Genomic DNA, 19,186 nt, shown 5'->3' on the forward strand with positions numbered 1-19,186 from the left:
GATCCACTTCCGAGTCGTGCTCAGACGCATACTGGACGGGTGATTCTAAGGGAAGATAGCGTCTAAAAATCTTAAACGATACGCTTGCGTGTCAATGTGTTGCGGAAGGCTGCTTGCTAGCGCGCAGCGCTTGGCGGTTCGGCCAGCGTATCGGGGACGAGTTCAACGCTTCGGAGCGCGCTGCGGCCGTATTCGTCCTCGGCCGCGTTCTGGATGGTACCTGAGGTGGTGCTGCGCGAGGCGACCTTGATGCCGCGTTCCCCGAGAGCGGCGGCAACAGCGGCGGCGCGGTCCTCGGCGAGCTTGTCGCGCGCGTCGCTGCTGTCGGCCTCACCGCTCGCAACGCGGCCGTTGACGAGCACCGTGGTGATCCCCCAGCGCCTCAGCGCCCACGCGGCATCGACCACGGAGTCCCTGCCCTTCGGCGAAAGCGCAGCAGAATCTTCGTCGAACGGTATGAGCGGGAGTTGGCCGACCGGCGGGATCACCATTACCGTCCAGCCCGGATGACGGATGGCGACGCGCGTTTCGAGCGCGCGCCAGGCGGGCAGGCGGATGCCGGGCATCGCTTCGGCTGTCATCGATGCGAAGCGGCGGGCGAGGTCGACGTTGACGGCCGATGGCGACTGCGCTCCGAGAATCGCGAGTTCGGCGGCGACCTGCTGCGCATCGGCCTCGGTCGCCTTGCGCAGCGATTCGCCTTGCGCGCGCTTCGCAGCTTCCAGTTCGCGCTGCTCGCGCTCCTTCAGGGTCGCGTCACTATCGACGAGGACTTGGGCGAGGTTGATCGCAATGGGCTCTTCGAGACGTGCGCGCAGGCGTGCGCTGATCTGCTGATCGGCATCATAGCGACGCTTCGGCGTCTGCACCGTAGCGCGGGCGACGATCGGTTCGGCGGAAAAATCCATTTCGAGCTGCGATATGCGCGAGTCCGGGCCGAAATAGGCCGAGATGGCTTCGCGCGTAAGACGGCTCGCGAGCGCTTCCCATGCGATCTGGTGCAGCGAGAGCAGCAGCGGCACGGACAGTACGGCGAAAATCCCCAGGATGCCGATGGTCTGGATGCGCGTGGAGCGGTCCGACATCGCGGTGCCGAAGCCGTACATCTTGGCCATCACCGCAGCGCTCAGCGCGATGGCGAGCAGATTGGTCATGAACAGGCCGAGCGCACCGAAGAACACGAGGCCGTTCAGCGTCGCAAGGCCGTAGCCGACAACGGCGAGCGGCGGCATAAGGGCTGTGGCGATGGCGACGCCGACGATCGTTTCGCCGCGTCCGCGGATGACGGCATAGGCCCCCGCGAGTGCCGAGAAGATCGCGACCAGAAGATCGAAGAAGTTCGGTCGCGTCCGCGCAAGGATTTCGGGCGTGACCGCCTGCAGCGGCGACAGGTAGACGACGAGGGCGCAGAAGCCGACCGCCGCAGCGACACCGATTCCCAGGGTCGTCAGCGCGAGCCTCGCTTCGGCGAGGTTGAAGCGCGCAAGGCTGAAGCCGAGCGCCATGATCGGGCCCATGAGCGGCGAGATCAGCATTGCGCCGATCACCACCGCAGGCGACGAAAGCAGCAGGCCGAGCACGGCAATGCCTGCCGACATGATGAGCATGAAGCCGAAGCGCGCGGACCAGTGCGCCTCGCCATCCAGCTTCGCGGCGACCTCCATATGATTGACGGAGCGCACCACCCAACGCCGCCAATAGGCGCGCTGGCGGCGCCACAACGTCGAAGCCTGATGAAGCGTGGTATCGATGCGGGCCTTCAGCCCTTTTCGCGTCGTGCTATCCAAATCCTCTACTCAACAGCCAGGCCGCGACCCCGATGACGATGACCGAAACGCCCACCCCCATCCGTGCATAATCAGAGAACCGATACCCTCCCGGCCCCATGACGAGCAAGTTGTTCTGGTGTCCGATGGGTGTGAGGAAGTCCGAGGATGCGCCGATCAGCACCATGATGAGGCCCGCATCGGGCGAGAAATCCATGTATTCGGACATCTGGATCGCAAGCGGCCCCATGATGATTGCCGTCGCCACGTTGTTGAGCAGCGCGGAGAGGAGAAGCGTCGCGGCACCGATCGCCGCGAACGTGGCGAACACGCTGGCGTTGCCGAGCTGGGCGCTCAGCCATTCCGAAAGGATGTTCACCGCTCCGGTCGATTCAAGGCTCTGGCCGACCGGTATCATCGCCGCGAGCATGATGACGACCGGCCAGTCAATCGACCGGTACACTTCCGAAGTCGGAATAAGGCGAGTCGCCGCCAGTATCGCGGCCGCGGCGAAGAATGCGATCGCGGGCGACAGGTCAAACGCCACGATGCCCACGATGGCGGCCGTGAATATGGCAACGATCGCGGCGGCGCGGCTCGGCTCGACGGGTGGTGTATCGAGACGCCCGATTTCCAGAAGGCGGGCGTTTGCAATGAACGCACCGAGCTGGTCGGCGGGGCCGTGAATGAACAATTGGTCGCCGGGTTGAATCTCCATTTCCGACAGCGGCAACCGCTCGTGCGCGGCGCGCGGGCCCGCCCCGACGACGCGGAGTTGCTGGCCGCTCCGCCATGTGACGGCCTCGTACCGCTGCCCGATCAGGAAGGAGCCATGCGCAACCGCGGCACGCACCGTTGTCGCATCCGGTGCGGGATTGCGGGCGACGGTTGGATAGGTGCCGGTCGCATCGGATAGCTCCCACGGATCCTTGCGGCTGAGCACGAGCACGCGGCGCCTGTCGCCGCCGATTGCCTGCGAATAGTTTTCGAAGCTCGCGAGGAGACGGCTGCCCGCCTTGCGTAGCGCTGAGCGGAGTTCCGCCTCGTCGGTCTCGGAAGGGACATCGAGTTCGAAGATGCGCCAGGGGTTGGCGAACGCGCGGACAGGCGCGCGTGCATCGGGCAGCAGTCGCCAGCCGATCACCGCCATGTAGAGAAGCCCAGCGGCGGCCACACAGCTTGCCACCGGTGTCATCTGGAAGAAGCTGAACGGCTCTCCCAGCGAATTTTGCCGGATCGACGACAGAATGAGGTTCGCGGGCGTACCGATCAATGTCGTCATGCCGCCGAGGATGGTCGCGAACGCCAGCGGCATCAGCGCCGCGGAGGGAGAGCGTCGCGAATCGATGGCGACCTGCGTGGCGATCGGCATCGTGATGACGAGCGCGGCGATGTTGTTCATGAATGCAGAGAGGACCGCGCCGACCACCATCACGATGATGAGCCTGATAGGGAACGGCGCCCGCTCGGGAATCACCCGGCGCGTGAACGCAGCCGCGATGCCGCTGATCTCGACCGCGCGCCCGACGACGAGCACTGCGGCAACCGCGATCACCGCGGGGTCGGAGAAGCCGGCCAGCGCTTCCTTCGGGCTGACAACGCCAACCACCAGCGCCGCGAGCAGCGCGATAACGGCGACGAGATCGTGCCGAACCTTCTCGCTGATGAAAAGCACCAGCGTGAGCGCCAGGATCGTCGAGCTGACGATTGCGGGGTCGAAGGGCAGGTTCAAGAGAGGCGAACGCCGGCAGCGCCGGCGACCTCCTGCACATATTGCCACGCGACGCGGCCCGAGCGCCCGCCACGCCCGGTCGCCCATGTGACGGCAGCCCGGGGATCGATATCCAGCCCGTAGGCACGACCGTAGGCCTCAACCATCGCCAGATAGGTGTTCTGGTCACAGGCGTGGAAGCCGAGCGACAGGCCGAAGCGGTCGGCGAGTGCGAGACGGTCGTCGAGCACGTCGCGGGCGTTGATGCTGTTCGCAAGCTCGTTCTCGCGCATTTCGCGCGGCACGATATGACGGCGGTTCGAGGTGACGTAGAAGCGGCAATTGTCCGGCCGTGCCTCGATGCCGCCTTCGAGAACGGAGCGCAGACGCCGGTACTGGCGTTCGTCCGTATCGAAGCTGAGGTCATCGCAGAACAGCACGAACGCGCCGTCGCGCTTCGCGAGACGTCGCAGTAGCAGCGAAACGTCGGCGATGTCGTCGCGCTCGATCTCGACGAGGGCGATCGCCTCGCCTGCCGCCTGCAGGTGCGCGACCGCCGACTTCACAAGGCTGGACTTGCCCATGCCGCGCGAACCCCACAGCAGGATGTCGTGGGCGGGCAGGCGTTTGGCCAGCCGCTCGGTGTTGCGGAGCAGCGCTTCGCGCTGCGCATTGATCCCCACGTAGCGGTCCAGCGGCTGCGCGCTGAGCGTCGCGACTGGCCGCAGCGTGCCATGATCCCAGGCGTAAGCCGGGGCATCGGGCAGCGCCTCGCTGGCAGCCGGCGCGGGCGCAAGCCGTTCCAGCGCGTCTGCGATGCGCGCAAAAAGGCTGATTTCAGGAGATTCGGGCGTTTTCATTGCGTCTCGCTCTTGCATTTGTATAGTCGCGCGCCAAATCGCAGCCACACGCTTTCGAAAGCAAGGGTCTCAATGCTCATTTCTCCAGCCTATGCGCAAGCCGCGGGGGCAGCGCCGGGAGGCGGCGCGGCTTTCCTGAACGCCATCATGCCGTTCCTCCTCATCATCCCCATCTTCTACTTCCTGCTGATCCGTCCGCAACAGCGGCGATTGAAGCAGCACCGCGAGATGATCGCTGCGGTGAAGAAGGGCGACACGGTGGTGACGGCCGGCGGCCTGATCGGCAAAGTCGCGAAGGTGACCGACGACGAGGTCGAGGTTGAGCTTGCGGCTGCCACGAAGGTCCGCGTCGTGAAGTCGACGCTCTCCGAGGTTCGCGCCGTCGGCACTGGCAAACCCGCCAACGACACGGCCGCCTGAAGGTTGAACCTGCGCCATGCTTGAATTCTCCAAGGCGAAGATCTGGTCGATCATCGCCGTGCTCGTTGCAGGCTTCATCTTCGCGATCCCCAACGCTTTCCCCGAAGAGCAGGTTCAAGCCTGGCCGAGCTGGGCGCCCAAGAAGCAGATGAACCTCGGCCTCGATCTTCGGGGCGGAAGCCACATCCTGCTCGAAGCGAACGCCGAAGGGCTCGCCCGCGCCAACATCGACAAGATGGAGGAAGACGCGCTTTCCGAACTGCGCCGCGCCGAGGGCGGTGCGATTGCGGTGGGTGATGTCAGCAACCGCGGCGGGCGCGTGAGCTTTCTCGTGCGCAATGTTGACGATGTAGACCGCGCGGTCGACCTGCTTCGCAACCTTTCCATGCCGATCGGCGTGACGGGGCAGCGCAGCTTCAACGTCGAGGTGACGGACGGCAACCGCATCGTGCTCACGCAAACGTCGGCGGGCCGTACGCAGGCGATGGAAAGCGCGATGACGCAGGCGGTGGAGGTGATCCGCCGCCGCATCGACGAGCTTGGCACGCGTGAGCCGACGATCATCCGGCAGGGCAGCCAGCGCATCGTCGTGCAGGTGCCGGGCCTTCAGGACCCTTCCGCGCTCAAGCAGCTACTTGGCAAGACCGCGCAGCTTGAGTTCAAGCTCGTCGATATCACTGCCGACCCGGCGGACGTGGCGGCGGGCCGTGCGCCCGCGGGCAGCCAGATACTTCAGATGGCGGATACCGGGCAGCCGATTGCAGTGAAGCGCCGCGCGATCATCACCGGCGACCAGCTGATGGACGCGCAGCAGACGCTGCAGCAGGGCCAGTGGGTCGTCAGCTTCCGCTTCGACAGCGCCGGTGGCCGCCGCTTCGCGCGCACCACGCAGGAGAACGTCGGCAAACCGTTCGCCATCGTGCTCGACAACCGCGTGATCAGCGCACCCAACATCAACGAGCCCATTCTCGGCGGATCGGGTGTCATTTCGGGGAGCTTCAACGCGGAAAGCTCGAACGAGCTGGCGATCCTGCTGCGCTCGGGCAAGCTGCCGGTGGAGCTGAAGGTCGTCGAGGAACGCACCGTCGGCCCCGACCTCGGCGCCGACTCGATTCGCGCCGGCACGATCGCCTCGCTGGTCGCAGTGCTCGCGGTGGGCGTGTTCATGTTCCTTACCTACGGACGGTTCGGCGTGTATGCGAACATCGCGCTGGTGCTGAACGTGGTCCTGATCCTCGCGGTCATGTCGCTGACCGGCGCGACGATGACGCTGCCCGGCGTGGCCGGCATGGTGCTCACCATCGGTGCCGCGGTCGATGCCAACGTGCTCATCAACGAACGTATCCGGGAAGAGCAGCGCAAGGGCAGGGGAGTCCGCTCCGCAGTCGAGAACGGCTTCAAGGAAGCCAGCCGCACGATCTGGGACGCGAACACGATGAACCTCATCGTGGCCGCCGTGATGTTCGCTTTCGGTTCAGGGCCGATCAAGGGCTTTGCCGTGGTCCTCACCATCGGCATCGTCACCTCGGTGTTCACGGCGGTGACCGTGGCGCGCCTCTTCATCGTCAACTGGCTGAACCGTACGCGGCCGGCCACCATCACGATCTGATCGGACCAGCACATGCGGCTCCTGAAAATCATTCCGGACAACACCAACATCCGCTTCGTGCGGCTGCGTTGGATCGCGTTCGCCGTCACCACCATTTTGACGTTGAGCTCGATCGCCCTGCTGGCGACGCGTGGGCTTAATCTCGGTGTCGATTTCGTCGGCGGCCTGATGATGGAAGTGAAGTTCGAACAGCCCGTAAAGCTCGACGAACTGCGCAGCACCGTCGACCGCCTCGACTACGGATCGTCCGCGCTGCAGAACTTCGGCGGCCCCGATACAGTGCTGATCCGCCTGCCGCTGCCGCCTGGAGACGATGCCGCCGTGCAGCGCGTCGTGCAGAAGGTGCAGAACGCAATTCGCGTGAATCACGAGGATGCTTCGTTCCGCCGCGTCGAAACGGTGAGCGGCAAGGTTTCCGAGGAGCTGATCCGCAACGGTATCATCGCCATCGTGATTTCGATGGGCGCAATCGCGCTGTTCACGTGGTTCCGATTCGAATGGCATTTCGGCGTCTCGACGATCGTCGCGCTTGTCCACGACGTGACGGTTACGCTCGGCTTCTTCGCGCTGACGCAGCTCGAATTCGATCTCAATATCGTCGCCGCCGTGCTCACGATCATCGGCTATTCGCTGAACGACAAGGTCGTGATCGACGATCGTATTCGCGAGAACCTGCGCAAGTACCGGCAGATGGATATCGGTCCGCTGATCGACCTTTCGGTGAACGAAACGCTGTCGCGCACCTATGCGACGACGATGGCGCTGACGCTGGCGCTCGGCTCGCTTCTGCTCCTTGGCGGCGACGTGCTGTTCGGCTTCACCGCCGCGATGCTGCTCGGCATCGTGATCGGCACCTATTCGTCGGTGTTCGTCTCCTCCTCGCTGCTGATCTCGCTCGGCGTCGGGGCGAACACGTTCGCGCCGATCGAGGGCGGCACGGCGGAGAAGGTGGGCAGCCGCTAGGCGTCCGTGCCGCTCGAGCTGCAAACCGGCCCACGCGGCGTTCACCGTATCGATGCGATCCGGGGCGGCAGGTTCGTTGTCGCCGGGGAGCCGCGCGCCGGGAGCATCCTGATCTGGCCCGGCGGCGTTCAGGATGCGGCGGAAACGCTTACGATCGAGGCTTTCGCGCCGCTGCTTTCGCTCGATCCGGCGCGGGAGGTGCTGCTTGTCGGCACCGGCGCCGCGCTGCGCTGGCCCGATCAGGCGCTGCTGGACGCGCTTGCGGCAAAGGGGGCGGGGGTCGATGTCATGACGTCGCAGCTCGCCGCGCGCACTTATAACGTGCTTGCCGGCGAAGGTCGTCTCGTCGGCGCGTTATTGCTGGGCCTCGGGGCCTGACACCAGCGCCAGAAGGTGCGCGTAGAGCGCACCGGTGTTGTTTTTCCAGTCGAAACGCAGCGCCGAAGCGCGCACCGCTTCGGGAGCTGGCGGGGCTTCCAGCACGGCGCGGATGGCCTCGGCGAAAACTTCGGGCCTGGCATCATCGATCAGCGTGCCGGCCTCTGCGCGGTCCACGACCTCGGCAGCGGCGCCGACATTCGCGGTGACGACGGGCGTGCCGCTTGCGAGCGCTTCGACCCACACGTTGGCAAGGCCTTCGCTCGACGACGCATGGACGAACACGTCCGCCGCTGCCATCAGGGCAGGCATGTCGGCGTGGTGCACCCCGCCGAGCAGCCGGACGCGCGCGGAAAGACCGCGCTCGGCGATCAGGGCTTCGAGCTTCCGTCGCTCGCGCCCTTCGCCTGCGATGAACAGCGTGGCATCGGGCAGCAGCTCGGCGGCGCCGATCACGAGCTCGAAGCGCTTCAGCGCCACAAGGTTGCCGACGGCGAGCAACAACGGTCCTGAAACGCCGAGCGATGCCTTTGCGGCCGAGCGTTCCACGGGGTGAAAACGATCAAGTTCGATGCCCGTGCGGTGCACGCGAATCTTCTCTTCGGGTATTCCGATCGCGACCATATCGGTCTTCAGCGATTCGGAGACGGCGAGCAGGCCGTCCGCAGCGTTCGCTGCGTCCACCATCAAGCGGCGGGCGGCAGGCTTCGCGCCCCAAAGGCGGATGTCCGACCCGCGTGCCTTGATCGAGACAGGAATGCCGAACGCCTGCCCCAGCCGCACGGCGGAGGGGCCGTCCGGCCAGAAGAATTCACAGTCGATCACATCCGGGCAGAAGCCGTCGGCAATGAGATCGACGAGCACACGCTTCCCGGCGTGGTACGCGAAAGCCGGGTTGAACCGCCAGCCGACGGCGGGGAGGAGCGGAAAACGCGGCCAGAAAACCGGGATGCCGTTGTGCTCGCCCCGCCTCGGTACGCGGGTGAGCGCGGCGTAAGGGCCGATGGGCAGGAACGTGCCGATTGGCGCCAGAACCTTCAGATCGACATCGCTGCGCGCGGCGAGGCGCGTCGTCTGCCGCTCGACGAATCCGCCGAAATTCGGCTGTACGGCGTTGGGGTACAACGAGGAGAAGGTGAGGACGTTCAGCACGGCGACATGCTGATAGCGTCAGTATCCCGCGCCTGCCAACCCATCAGCGCTTGGCGCACCGTTCGCGACCGGTTAAGGAGTGCCGCATGACAGCTTCGTCCCGTACCGGTCGCGCGACCGGCCGTGCCCTTTTGCTTCTCGTTGCCGCCGGCCTCGCGCTGTCGGCCTGTGCCGGCAAGAAGGGGCCGAACGTCTCCGATCGCAGCTACATCGCGCGCGACGTCGAGACGCTCTACAACTTCGGCAAGGATACGCTGGACAAGGGCCGCTACAAGCAGGCCGCGCTGATCTTCGACGAGGTGGAGCGCCAGCATCCCTATTCGACATGGGCGCGTCGCGCCCAGTTGATGAGCGGTTTTTCCTATTATCTGGCGAAGGACTACCAGCAGGCGATCCTGTCTTCGCAGCGCTTCCTGTCGCTGCACCCCGGCAACAAGGACGCCGCTTACGCCTATTACCTGATCGCGATCAGCTATTACGAGCAGATCGCCAACGTGCAGCGTGATCAGAAGATCACCGATCAGGCACTCTCCGCGCTCACCGAGGTGACGCGCCGCTTCCCCGATTCGTCCTATGCTGCGGATGCGCGGCTGAAGATGGACCTCGCCCGCGATCACCTCGCCGGCAAGGAAATGGAAATCGGCCGCTTCTACCAGCAGCGCCGCCAGTTCATCGCGGCGGCCTCGCGCTTCCGCAACGTCGTCGACAAGTACGACGTGACGAGCCACACGCCGGAAGCGCTGCACCGCCTCGTGGAGGTGTATCTGGCCCTTGGCCTTCGCGACGAGGCGCGGAAGACCGCGGCGGCGCTCGGGTACAACTACCCCGGATCGAAGTGGTACGAGCGCAGCTTCGCGCTCGTCGAACGCAACACGACCGGCTGAGGCGGCTAGCGTGCTTGCCGCGCTGGAAATCCGCAACGTCGTCCTTATCGAACAGCTTTCGCTCGATTTCGGCGAAGGCCTCGGCGTGCTCACCGGCGAGACCGGCGCGGGCAAATCCATCCTGCTCGACAGTCTCGGCCTCGCGCTCGGTGCGCGCGGCGACACCGGGCTGGTGCGCGTCGGCGCGGGGCAGGCGCAGGTGACGGCGGTGTTCAGCGTGGACGAAGGCCACGAGGCGTTCGCGCTGCTGGGCGAGCAGGGCATTGAGACCGAGGGGCGGGAGATCGTGCTGCGGCGCATCGTGCGCAGCGACGGCGGCAGTCGAGCGTTCGTGAACGATCAATCGGTGAGCGCGCAACTGCTGCGCGATGTCGGCGGCACGCTTATCGAGATTCATGGCCAGCATGACGAGCGGGGACTGCTCAATCCGAAGGGGCACCGCGCGCTCCTTGATGCGTTCGCCGGCATCGATACCGGGCCGTGCGGCGAGGCTTACCGGGCGTGGCGGGAGGCGGAAGCGGCGCTTGCGGCGGCGCGCGAGACCGTGGAGCGCGACGAGCGCGACCGCGAGTTTCTGGAACATGCCGTCGCGGAGCTGCGCGCGCTGAAACCCGAACCCGGCGAAGAGGAAACGCTCGCGGCGCGGCGTACCGACATGCTGAAGGGCCAGAAGCTCTCCGAAGACCTGGATGCGATCAGCGGCGATCTCGACGGTAGCGACGGCGGCCTTGCACGCCTGCGCACGGCGGCGCGGCGGCTGGACCGCGTGGCGGGCGAGCATCCGCTGCTCGGCGAGATGCTTGCCGCGCTCGACCGGGCGCTGGCCGAGGCGGGGGAGGCGGAGGATCACCTGCGCGCCGCACGCGAGGCGATGTGGTTCGAGCCAAGCGAGCTTGATGACGTCGAAAGCCGCCTGTTCGAGCTGCGCGGCGTGGCACGCAAGCACCGGGTGGAGCCCGATCGGCTCGCCGATCTTGCCGCCGAGTTCGAGGCGCGCGCTGCGGCGATTGCGGCGGGTGAGGCCGGGCTTGCGGGATTGGAGCGCAAGGTGGCCGGCGCGCGGGAGGCGTTCATCAAGGCTGCCGACGCGCTCGGCGCGGCACGGCGGGCGGCTGCAGAGCGCCTTGACCTCGCTATGGCGGGGGAGCTGCCGCCGCTGAAACTGGAAGCCGCGAAGTTCCGTACGGTGGTGGAAACGCTGCCCGAGGCGCAATGGTCGGAAGCTGGAACCGACCGCGCCGAGTTCGAGATTTCGACGAACCCCGGCGCACCGTTCGGGCCGCTGATGAAGATCGCCAGCGGCGGCGAACTGTCGCGCTTCATGCTGGCGCTGAAGGTGGCGCTTTCCGAAACGCGCGGGCAGGGCACGCTTATTTTCGACGAGATTGATCGGGGTGTCGGCGGGGCAACCGCGAGCGCGATCGGCGAGCGGCTGGCGCGGCTGGCGGAGGGCGCGCAGGTGCTCGTCGTGACGCACAGTCCGCAGGTGGCGGCGCGCGCGGCGCAGCAGTTCCGCATCGAAAAGGCATCGGACGGTATGGAGGCGCGCACGGCGGTCGTTCGGCTGGATGCGGCGGCGCGGCGTGAGGAGATCGCGCGGATGCTTTCGGGCGCAGAGATCACCGACGAGGCGCGCGCGCAGGCGGAAAGATTGTTGGCGTGAAGCGGATTGAAGACCTGACCGAGGCCGAAGCGGCGGCGGAACTCGAACATCTGGCGGCAGAGATCGCCCGGCACCGGCGCGCCTATTACGAGCACGACGATCCCGAAATCAGCGATGCCGAATTCGATGCGCTGGAAAAGCGCAATGAGGCGATCGAGGCGGCTTTCCCGCAGCTTGTGCGCGCGGATAGCCCGTCGCGGAGCGTGGGGGCTGCACCGGCCGGCGCGTTCGCCAAGGTGACGCACGCAAAGCCGATGCTGAGCCTCGACAATGCGTTCAGCGGTGGGGAGGTCGAGGATTTCGTCGGGCGCATCCGGCGCTATCTGAAGCTGGACGCGGACGAGCCCGTGGCGCTCACCGCCGAACCCAAAATCGACGGGCTGTCTTGCTCGCTGCGCTATGAGCGCGGCGTGTTCGTGCAGGCGGCGACGCGCGGCGACGGCAGCGTCGGCGAGGACGTGACCGCGAACGTCCGCACCATCGCCGACATTCCGCAGGCTTTGCCGATCGACACGCCCGTGTTCGAGGTGCGCGGCGAGGTTTACATGTCGAAGGCCGATTTCCTTGCGCTGAACGCTGAGCAGGAACGGGTGGGCGGCAAGATCTTCGCGAACCCGCGCAATGCGGCGGCGGGCTCGCTGCGGCAGAAAGATGCGTCGATCACGCAGGCGCGGCCGCTGAAGTTCTTCGCGCACGGCTGGGGCGAGGTGACGGCGCTTCCCGCCGATACGCAGATGGGGGTGATGCAGGGGATCGCGGGCTGGGGCATCCCGGTCGATCCGCTGCTGGCGCTGGTCGAGGGCGGGGAAGGCGCGCTGGAGCATTATCGGAAGATCGAGCAGGCGCGCGCCGATCTCGGCTACGATATCGACGGCGTCGTCTACAAGGTGAACCGGCTTGATTGGCAGGAACGGCTCGGCTTCGTCGCGCGCGCGCCGCGCTGGGGGCTCGCGCACAAGTTTCCGGCCGAGCAGGCGGAAACCACGCTTGAAGCTATCGATATCCAGGTGGGGCGCACGGGCAAGTTGACGCCTGTGGGACGGCTCGTGCCGGTGGGTGTGGGGGGTGTGATCGTTTCGAACGTCACGCTGCACAATGCTGACGAGATCGAGCGGCTGGGCGCGCGGCCCGGCGATCGGGTGCGTATCCAGCGCGCGGGCGATGTGATCCCGCAGATCGTCGAGAACCTGACGCGCGACGAGGAGCGGCCGCCGTTCGTGTTTCCAGATCACTGCCCGGAGTGTGGTTCGGCGGCGGAACGGGAGCCGGGGGAGGTCGATTATCGCTGTACGGGCGGGCTCATCTGCCCAGCGCAGCGCGTCGAGCGGCTCAGGCACTTCGTGTCGCGGCGTGCGCTCGATATCGAGGGACTGGGCGAGAAGAGCATTGTCGAGCTGTTCGCCGATGGGCTGTTGCAATCGCCGGCGGATATCTTCCGGCTGCATACGCACGCCGAGGCGCTGAAAACGCGGGAGGGGTGGGGCGAGCAGTCGGTCGCGAACCTCGTTGCCGCGATCGATGCGCGGCGGTCGCCGCCGCTTGACCGGTTCCTGAATGCGCTCGGCATCCGGCATGTCGGCGAGGTGACGGCGCGCGATCTGGCGCGGCGCTATTCAAGCTGGGCGGGATTTCGCGAGATGATCGACCGCGCGCTTGCGCGCAGGGCCGAGCTTTTGCCGGTGGTTGGGGAGACGGAGGACAAGTTCCTTGCGCGCGAGGCCAAGGAGCTTGCGACGATCATTGAAACGCCGGGCGTCGGGCCGGAAGTGGCACTGGCGCTCGTCGATTTCTTCGCCGAACCGCACAATGCCGAGGCGGTTGCCGACCTGCTGGGCGAGGTTTCGCCCGCCGATATCGTGTTCGAAACGCGGGAATCGCGCGTGAGCGGCAAGACGGTGGTGTTTACCGGCACGCTCGAAGCACTGTCGCGCGATGAGGCGAAAGCACAGGCGCAGGCGCTCGGCGCCAAGGTCGCCGGGTCGGTGTCCGCCAAGACCGATCTGGTCGTTGCCGGGCCTGGCGCGGGGTCGAAACTCAAGAAGGCGGCCGATCTTGGCATCGAGGTGATCGACGAGGCGGCGTGGCTGGAAATCGTCCGGCAAAGCTGACCCCTGCGGCACGTGCGCGCAGGACCGATCCCGTCACATAGATGACGTTTTTTTGTGGACATGGTAAAGACAGTCCGTAACCTGCTGGCGTATCGGCAGAACCGGGGGTCTGTTGAACATGAGAGGCTTGGCCGCCGCCGCGACGCATCCTGAGTCAGGTGTGCTCGATGTCACGGCGAACGACTTGTACGGCGAGGGCCGCTGGCCCGAGGTTTTCGCGCGTCTGCGGCGCGACGATCCCGTGCATTTCTGCCCCACCAGCTTTTACGGGCCTTATTGGTCCGTCACGCGCCACGCCGATATCGCGCATGTCGAAGCGCTGCCGCAGCTGTTCTCGTCCTCGTGGACGCACGGCGGCATCACCATCCTGCACAACGATCCTGATATCCAGCTGCCGATGTTCATCGCGATGGATCGCCCCGAGCACACGGCGATGCGGCGCACGGTGTCGCCCGCGTTCAGCCCGAGCGCGCTCACCGACCATGCCGCCGCGATCCGCGCCCGCACGGCGGCGCTGCTCGACAGCCTGCCGGTGGATGAGCCGTTCGACTGGGTGGACCGCGTTTCGACCGAACTCACCACGCAGATGCTGGCGACGCTGTTCGATTTCCCTTGGGAAGACCGCCGCCTGCTCGCGACATGGGCAAACTGGGCGGGCGATTTCCGGGCCGCGGTGAGCCCCGCGCTGCGCCGCAAGCGCCAGCGCGTGCTGCAGCAGATGGTCGATTATTTCGGGCGGCTGTGGGCCGAGCGGCGGAACAGCGGGCTGGCGCCGGACCTCTTGTCGCGGATGATCCATTCGGACGCGATGTCCAACCTCCGTCCGCAGGAATTCTGCGGCAATCTGATGCTGCTGGTGATCGGCGGCACCGACACGACGCGCAATTCGATGACCGGGCTCGTCGTCGCGCTCGAACAGTTCCCCGAGAACCGGGCGTTGTTGGAGGCGGACCACGGCCTTGTCGTCAATGCCGTGTCGGAGCTGATCCGCTGGCAGACGCCGCTTTCGCACATGCGGCGTACGGCAACGGAAGATACGGAAATCGGCGGCAAGCTTATCCGCAAGGATGACAAGGTCGTGCTGTGGTACAACAGCGCGAACCGAGACGAGGCCGTGTTCACCGATGCCGACCGCTTCGACGTGACGCGCGCCAATGCACGCCGCCACCTGGCGTTCGGCTTCGGCATCCACCGCTGCGTCGGCGCCCGGCTTGCCGAGCTGCAACTCTATATCCTTCTCGAAGAGATGCTGAACCGCGAGATGCGCGTGACGCCGCTGCACGCGCCGATGCGGATTCCCTCGCCCTTCGCGAACGGCTACCGCAAGCAGATGGTGACGATCACCCGATCCTAGCGTTTTGGAGCGCGTTACGACGCGCGTCCTTTCCGTCATTCTGTCACGTGCAGGGGTGAGGAAGGGAGACTTCGCCATGGCGACCAAAGTGGCAGCGGATACGTGCGATCTCGCCGCGATCGACCCGGCAGATTACCACTACTTCACCGAGCAGACGTGGCCCGCGCTGTTCGCGCGGCTGCGCGCCGAAGATCCGGTGCATTACTGCACGGAAGGGCTCTTCGCGCCCTACTGGTCGGTCACGCGCTACAAGGACATCGTGCATGTCGAGGCGCTGCCCGACATCTACTCCTCCTCGTGGGAATACGGCGGCATCACCGTGCTCGATGCGCTCGATCAGGAACTGAAGTTCCCGATGTTCATCGCGATGGACCGGCCGCAGCACTCAGCCGAGCGCCGCGTGGTTGCGCCGGCCTTCACGCCAAGCGAGATGCAGCGGCTTGCGGGGCCGATCCGGGCGCGGACGGCCGCGTTGCTCGACAGCCTGCCGGTGGGCGAGACGTTCGACTGGGTCGACCGCGTTTCGATCGAGCTCACCACGCAGATGCTCGCCATTCTGTTCGACTTCCCGTGGGAGGACCGGCGGCTGCTGACCAAGTGGTCGGACTGGGCGGGCGACGTGCAGGCGGCGGCCGATCCGGCGATGCGGGAGGAGCGCACGCGCATTCTCTATGAAATGGGCGCCTACTTCCACGGCCTGTGGCAGGCGCGCCTCAATGCACCGCCCGCGCCTGATCTGCTTTCTATGATGATCCATTCCGAAGCGCTGTCGAAGATGGATGAGCAGGAGTTCATCGGGAACCTCGTCCTGTTGATCGTCGGCGGCAACGACACGACGCGCAACTCGATGACTGGTCTGGTGCGGGTGATGAACGAATTTCCCGCCGAATGGGAAAAGCTGAAGGCGGACCGGAGCCTCATTCCCAATGCCGTCTCCGAGTTGATCCGCTGGCAGACGCCGCTTGCGCACATGCGACGCACGGCGAAAGAGGATACGGAGCTTGGCGGCAAGACCATCCACAAGGGCGACAAGGTGGTGATGTGGTACATTTCCGCCAACCGCGACACGGAGGTTTTCGAAAACCCGGATCGCGTGGATTTCAGCCGGGAAAACGCGCGGCGGCACCTGTCGTTCGGCTACGGCATCCACCGCTGCGTCGGCGCGCGCCTCGCTGAACTGCAGCTCACAATCCTGTTAGAGGAAATGCTGGCGCGGGGCATGGACGTGGAAGCAGTTGCACAACCGCAGCGCGTGCCGTCGCCCTTCATCCACGGCTACAAAGAACAGATGGTCCAGATCACCAAGGGTTAACAGGCGTTTAGAGAGAGCTATGCACTGAGTGCATAAGTGATAGGATTTTTCGACGGCTACTCGCCGATGCTGCACTGCATCATATGTCTCCCTGTCGCCACTAGGGGCGGCAACAGGAGGCTTACATGATCTACGCATATGCAAAGGCCGCCACGATGGCGTTCCCGCAGGATGGGCAGACGGTGCAGCCGACCAAGCTTCGTGAAGCGCGCAGCCTTGCTGGTCTTTTCAGCGAGCGCGGCCGCGACATGCAGCTGTTCCACGCCTGGCGCCCGTAACCACGGGCCTCAGGCTTTGAGGAGCCGCAAGGTCGGCCACTCGCCGATGACGGTTCTGGAGGCCGGCGCGACACCGCAATTGCGGTACGCCGCCTCCACCGCCTCGGCCTGACCCGCGAGCAACCCGGCGAGGATTAACGTCCCGCCGGGGGCAAGCGCCGCCGCGATGGACGGCGCCATTTCAATGAGCGGCCCGGCGAGAATATTCGCCACGACAAGATCGAACGGACAGCGCGCGGCCAGCGCCGCATCTTCCAGACCATCGGCCACGTAGAGCGCGATTTCGCCCGCGGCCTCCCCGATGTTAACCATGTTCACTTCAGTATTCTCGCGCGAAACCTTGATCGCGATGGGATCAATGTCGCTTGCCGTGACCACCGTTTCCGGCCACGCCTTGACGACGGCAAGCGCAAGGATCGCCGTTCCGGTGCCGAGGTCGAGCGCGTTCCTCGGCACGAACTCAAGCGCGTCGAGCGTCAGCAGGCAGCCCGTCGTTGTGGCGTGCTGGCCGGTGCCGAAGGCGAGACCGGCTTCGATCTGAAGTCCGATGCGGCCCGGCGGCAGGCGTTCCGCATCCGCAGCCGTGTGGACGAAGAAGCGTCCGGCTTCCACCGGATCGAGCCCGGCCTGGCTCATCGTCACCCAATCTTCGTCTGCCAATTCGACAAGCGTATGCGCCCCCCCGGCGCTCGGCAGCAGCGCAGAGACGGCCTCGATCAGCGCCTGCGGCGGATGCTCCTCTGTGTAGACGTCGAGCTGCCAGTCGTCGGGCTTCGATTCATCGGGTTCGCTCGTCATCACGACGGGCGGCGGATCGAAGTCGGCAAGTTCGGGCACGTCGCCGGTGAAGAGATCGGCTTCGGCGCGCTTGCAGGCGAAGGTGAGTTTCCATGTCGTCATATCCGCGGGGAATAGGCTGCGCCGGGGCGGGTGGCAATGTTTCGACGAACGGCTCTTGGCAGCGGTGGCCGTGCTCGTCATGCTGCGCGCATAGCGCTCCTGAAAAGGCCGAAATCATGAAACTTCGTACGCTTGTGCCGATTCTGCTCATCGGCGTTGCCGCCTGCGATTCTGCGCCGAAAGCGCCGCCAAAGGCGGACTGGCAGGCATTTTCCGATGCCTATATCGAGGCGACGTTCAAGGCCGACCCCTATTTCGCGGTGTATCAGGGCCGGCATGAGTACGACGGCATTCTGCCGGACTGGTCGAAGGCGGGAATCAATGCAGAGATCGCGCGGCTGAAAACGGCGCTTGCCGATGCGGAGGCGCTCGATACGTCGGGCTTCAGCGATGCCGAGCGGTTCGAGCATGATTACCTCGTTGCGGTGACGCGCGGCCGCCTGTTCTGGCTGGATACGGCGCGCTGGCCCTATCGCAATCCGGCATTCTACACCGGTGCGGGGCTCGACCCGAACGTCTATATCACGCGGCCCTATGCGGCGCCGGATGTGCGCCTGAAGGCGTTCGTGAAATACGCGAACGCGCTTCCCAAGGCCGCCGAGCAGATCAAGGCGAACCTCGCCGGGCCGATGCCGCGCACGTACATCGATTACGGCCTCGCCGCGTTCAACGGCTATGCCGATTATTTCGCGAAGGACGTGAACATGGCCTTCGCGGAGGTGAAGGACGAAGCGCTCCAGAAAGAACTGGATGCAGCGAGCGCCGCTGGCGCGCAGGCGATGCGCGACCTTGCCGCCTTCCTTGAAACCAAGCGCACCGGACAGACCGAAGACTTCGTGCTGGGGCCGGACGTGTTCGCGGCGATGGTGCGCGATACCGAAGGCGTCGATATCAGCCTCGAGGAACTCGAACGCATCGGCGAGGCGGACCTGAAGCGCAATCAGGCGGCGCTGAAATCGGCGTGCGACAAGCTCGCGCCCGGCAAGTCCATTGCAGACTGCATGGCGGTCGTTTCGAACGACAAGCCCGCGGATGGCCCGGTGGCAGAGGCGCGGCGCCAGCTGCCGGACCTGAGAGCCTTTCTGGTGAAGGCGGACCTTGTGACCATTCCGGGCACGGAGGAGGCGCTCGTTGAGGAGTCGCCGCCGTTCAACCGGCAGAACAGCGCCTACATCGACATTCCGGGGCCGTATGAGAAAGGCCTGCCTTCGGTCTATTACATCTCGCCGCCCGATCCTTCATGGCCGAAGGACGTGCAGGACGGGTTCGTGCCCGGCAAGCTCGACCTGCTGTTCACCTCCGTGCACGAGGTGTGGCCAGGGCACTTCCTCAACTTCCTGCACGCGAACCGCGCGAAATCGCAGTTCGGCAAGGTGTTCGTTGGCTATGCCTTCGCGGAAGGCTGGGCGCATTATACTGAGGAGATGATGTGGGAAGCGGGGCTGGGGAACGGTGACCCCGCGACGCACGTCGGCCAGCTATCGAACGCGCTGCTGCGCGATTGCCGCTACCTCTCCGCGATCGGGATGCACGCGCGCGGCATGAGCGTGGAACAGTCCCGCCAGATGTTCCGCGACCAGTGCTATCAGGACGAAGGCAACGCCCGCCAGCAATCGGCGCGCGGCACATACGATCCCGCCTATCTCAACTACACGATGGGCAAGCTGCTGATCCGCAAGCTCCGCGAGGACTGGACAGCATCACGCGGCGGTCGCGAGGCGTGGAAGGCGTTCCACGATGAGTTCCTTGGGTATGGCGGGCCGCCGATCCCGCTGGTGCGCAAGGCGATGATGAAGGAGCCGGACGCGAAGGCGGTGTTTTGAGGGGA

16 protein-coding genes are annotated in these 19,186 nt (G+C 65.6%); 11 read left to right on the forward strand and 5 right to left on the reverse strand.

The window, feature by feature from the left end; all coding sequences use genetic code 11:
• Positions 1-116 precede the first annotated feature (116 nt).
• Genes AAC014_RS16960 through AAC014_RS16970 form a run of 3 tightly spaced genes read right to left on the reverse strand, consistent with a single transcriptional unit; the run spans position 117 to position 4,337 of the window.
• The gene (locus AAC014_RS16960; protein ID WP_339710900.1) at positions 117-1,787 is read right to left on the reverse strand and encodes a DUF389 domain-containing protein; all 1,671 of its coding nucleotides are present in this window, start codon (positions 1,785-1,787) and stop codon (positions 117-119) included.
• Positions 1,780-3,498 (reverse strand): SLC13 family permease, encoded by a 1,719-nt coding sequence (locus AAC014_RS16965; RefSeq protein WP_339710903.1) that lies wholly within the window; start codon positions 3,496-3,498, stop codon positions 1,780-1,782. The genes AAC014_RS16960 and AAC014_RS16965 overlap by 8 nt, the downstream gene beginning before the upstream one ends.
• Positions 3,495-4,337, reverse strand: a complete 843-nt coding sequence (locus tag AAC014_RS16970; RefSeq protein WP_339710906.1) for an ATP-binding protein — start codon at positions 4,335-4,337, stop codon at positions 3,495-3,497. The genes AAC014_RS16965 and AAC014_RS16970 overlap by 4 nt, the downstream gene beginning before the upstream one ends.
• A 72-nt stretch (positions 4,338-4,409) precedes the next feature.
• Between AAC014_RS16970 and yajC the strand changes: the two genes are divergently transcribed.
• From yajC to AAC014_RS16990, 4 genes are read left to right on the forward strand one after another with little or no spacing between them, the layout of a single operon-like run.
• Complete coding sequence (gene yajC, locus AAC014_RS16975) at positions 4,410-4,757, forward strand: preprotein translocase subunit YajC (protein WP_339710909.1); 348 nt, start codon at positions 4,410-4,412, stop codon at positions 4,755-4,757.
• Between the two features lie 16 nt (positions 4,758-4,773).
• Complete coding sequence (gene secD / locus AAC014_RS16980; protein WP_339710912.1) at positions 4,774-6,366, forward strand: protein translocase subunit SecD; 1,593 nt, start codon at positions 4,774-4,776, stop codon at positions 6,364-6,366.
• Between the two features lie 12 nt (positions 6,367-6,378).
• Positions 6,379-7,329: a protein translocase subunit SecF gene (gene secF, locus AAC014_RS16985; RefSeq protein ID WP_339710915.1), complete on the forward strand. Its 951-nt coding sequence runs from the start codon at positions 6,379-6,381 to the stop codon at positions 7,327-7,329.
• 6 nt (positions 7,330-7,335) lie between these two features.
• Positions 7,336-7,707 (forward strand): Mth938-like domain-containing protein, encoded by a 372-nt coding sequence (locus tag AAC014_RS16990; protein ID WP_339710917.1) that lies wholly within the window; start codon positions 7,336-7,338, stop codon positions 7,705-7,707.
• Here the strand turns inward: AAC014_RS16990 and AAC014_RS16995 are convergent.
• Positions 7,684-8,859 (reverse strand): glycosyltransferase, encoded by a 1,176-nt coding sequence (locus AAC014_RS16995; protein WP_339710919.1) that lies wholly within the window; start codon positions 8,857-8,859, stop codon positions 7,684-7,686. The two genes, AAC014_RS16990 and AAC014_RS16995, sit on opposite strands and share 24 nt — an antisense overlap.
• An 86-nt stretch (positions 8,860-8,945) precedes the next feature.
• On the opposite strand from AAC014_RS16995, the gene AAC014_RS17000 reads away from it, so the two are divergent.
• The 6 genes from AAC014_RS17000 to AAC014_RS17025 all read left to right on the forward strand — a co-directional run bounded on the left by AAC014_RS17000 (position 8,946) and on the right by AAC014_RS17025 (position 16,458).
• Positions 8,946-9,743, forward strand: a complete 798-nt coding sequence (locus AAC014_RS17000; protein WP_339710921.1) for an outer membrane protein assembly factor BamD — start codon at positions 8,946-8,948, stop codon at positions 9,741-9,743.
• A gap of 10 nt (positions 9,744-9,753) precedes the next feature.
• Positions 9,754-11,406 carry a DNA repair protein RecN gene (gene recN, locus AAC014_RS17005; RefSeq protein WP_339710923.1) on the forward strand — a complete coding sequence of 551 codons (1,653 nt, stop codon included), beginning with the start codon at positions 9,754-9,756 and terminating at the stop codon, positions 11,404-11,406.
• Positions 11,403-13,514, forward strand: a complete 2,112-nt coding sequence (gene ligA, locus AAC014_RS17010) for an NAD-dependent DNA ligase LigA (protein WP_339710926.1) — start codon at positions 11,403-11,405, stop codon at positions 13,512-13,514. Before recN ends, ligA begins: the two co-directional genes overlap by 4 nt.
• A 118-nt stretch (positions 13,515-13,632) precedes the next feature.
• Positions 13,633-14,868, forward strand: coding sequence for a cytochrome P450 (locus tag AAC014_RS17015; RefSeq protein ID WP_339710929.1), 1,236 nt, complete (start codon positions 13,633-13,635; stop codon positions 14,866-14,868).
• Between the two features lie 76 nt (positions 14,869-14,944).
• A complete protein-coding gene (locus tag AAC014_RS17020; protein WP_339710932.1) occupies positions 14,945-16,180 on the forward strand; it encodes a cytochrome P450 in 1,236 nt (411 codons plus the stop codon).
• A gap of 125 nt (positions 16,181-16,305) precedes the next feature.
• Entirely contained in the window at positions 16,306-16,458 is a 153-nt protein-coding gene (locus AAC014_RS17025; protein ID WP_160119237.1) for a hypothetical protein, read from the forward strand.
• 9 nt (positions 16,459-16,467) lie between these two features.
• On the opposite strand, the gene AAC014_RS17030 is transcribed toward AAC014_RS17025, so the two are convergent.
• Positions 16,468-17,358 (reverse strand): 50S ribosomal protein L11 methyltransferase, encoded by an 891-nt coding sequence (locus AAC014_RS17030; protein WP_339710937.1) that lies wholly within the window; start codon positions 17,356-17,358, stop codon positions 16,468-16,470.
• A 116-nt stretch (positions 17,359-17,474) separates the two neighbouring features.
• On the opposite strand from AAC014_RS17030, the gene AAC014_RS17035 reads away from it, so the two are divergent.
• Complete coding sequence (locus AAC014_RS17035; protein WP_339710940.1) at positions 17,475-19,181, forward strand: DUF885 domain-containing protein; 1,707 nt, start codon at positions 17,475-17,477, stop codon at positions 19,179-19,181.
• Positions 19,182-19,186 lie beyond the last annotated feature (5 nt).

Origin of the sequence: uncultured Sphingosinicella sp., assembly GCF_963974575.1 — a bacterium.
Taxonomy (GTDB): Bacteria; Pseudomonadota; Alphaproteobacteria; order Sphingomonadales; family Sphingomonadaceae; genus Sphingosinicella.

Excerpts from the sequence above, each read along its gene's own strand:
- AAC014_RS16970 (WP_339710906.1), bottom strand. The coding sequence starts at position 4,337 with ATGAAAACGCCCGAATCTCCTGAAATCAGCCTTTTTGCGCGCATCGCA.
- yajC (WP_339710909.1), top strand. The coding sequence starts at position 4,410 with ATGCTCATTTCTCCAGCCTATGCGCAAGCCGCGGGGGCAGCGCCGGGA.
- secD (WP_339710912.1), top strand. The coding sequence starts at position 4,774 with ATGCTTGAATTCTCCAAGGCGAAGATCTGGTCGATCATCGCCGTGCTC.
- secF (WP_339710915.1), top strand. The coding sequence starts at position 6,379 with ATGCGGCTCCTGAAAATCATTCCGGACAACACCAACATCCGCTTCGTG.
- AAC014_RS17000 (WP_339710921.1), top strand. The coding sequence starts at position 8,946 with ATGACAGCTTCGTCCCGTACCGGTCGCGCGACCGGCCGTGCCCTTTTG.
- AAC014_RS17015 (WP_339710929.1), top strand. The coding sequence starts at position 13,633 with ATGAGAGGCTTGGCCGCCGCCGCGACGCATCCTGAGTCAGGTGTGCTC.
- AAC014_RS17020 (WP_339710932.1), top strand. The coding sequence starts at position 14,945 with ATGGCGACCAAAGTGGCAGCGGATACGTGCGATCTCGCCGCGATCGAC.
- AAC014_RS17025 (WP_160119237.1), top strand. The coding sequence starts at position 16,306 with ATGATCTACGCATATGCAAAGGCCGCCACGATGGCGTTCCCGCAGGAT.
- AAC014_RS17030 (WP_339710937.1), bottom strand. The coding sequence starts at position 17,358 with ATGACGACATGGAAACTCACCTTCGCCTGCAAGCGCGCCGAAGCCGAT.
- AAC014_RS17035 (WP_339710940.1), top strand. The coding sequence starts at position 17,475 with ATGAAACTTCGTACGCTTGTGCCGATTCTGCTCATCGGCGTTGCCGCC.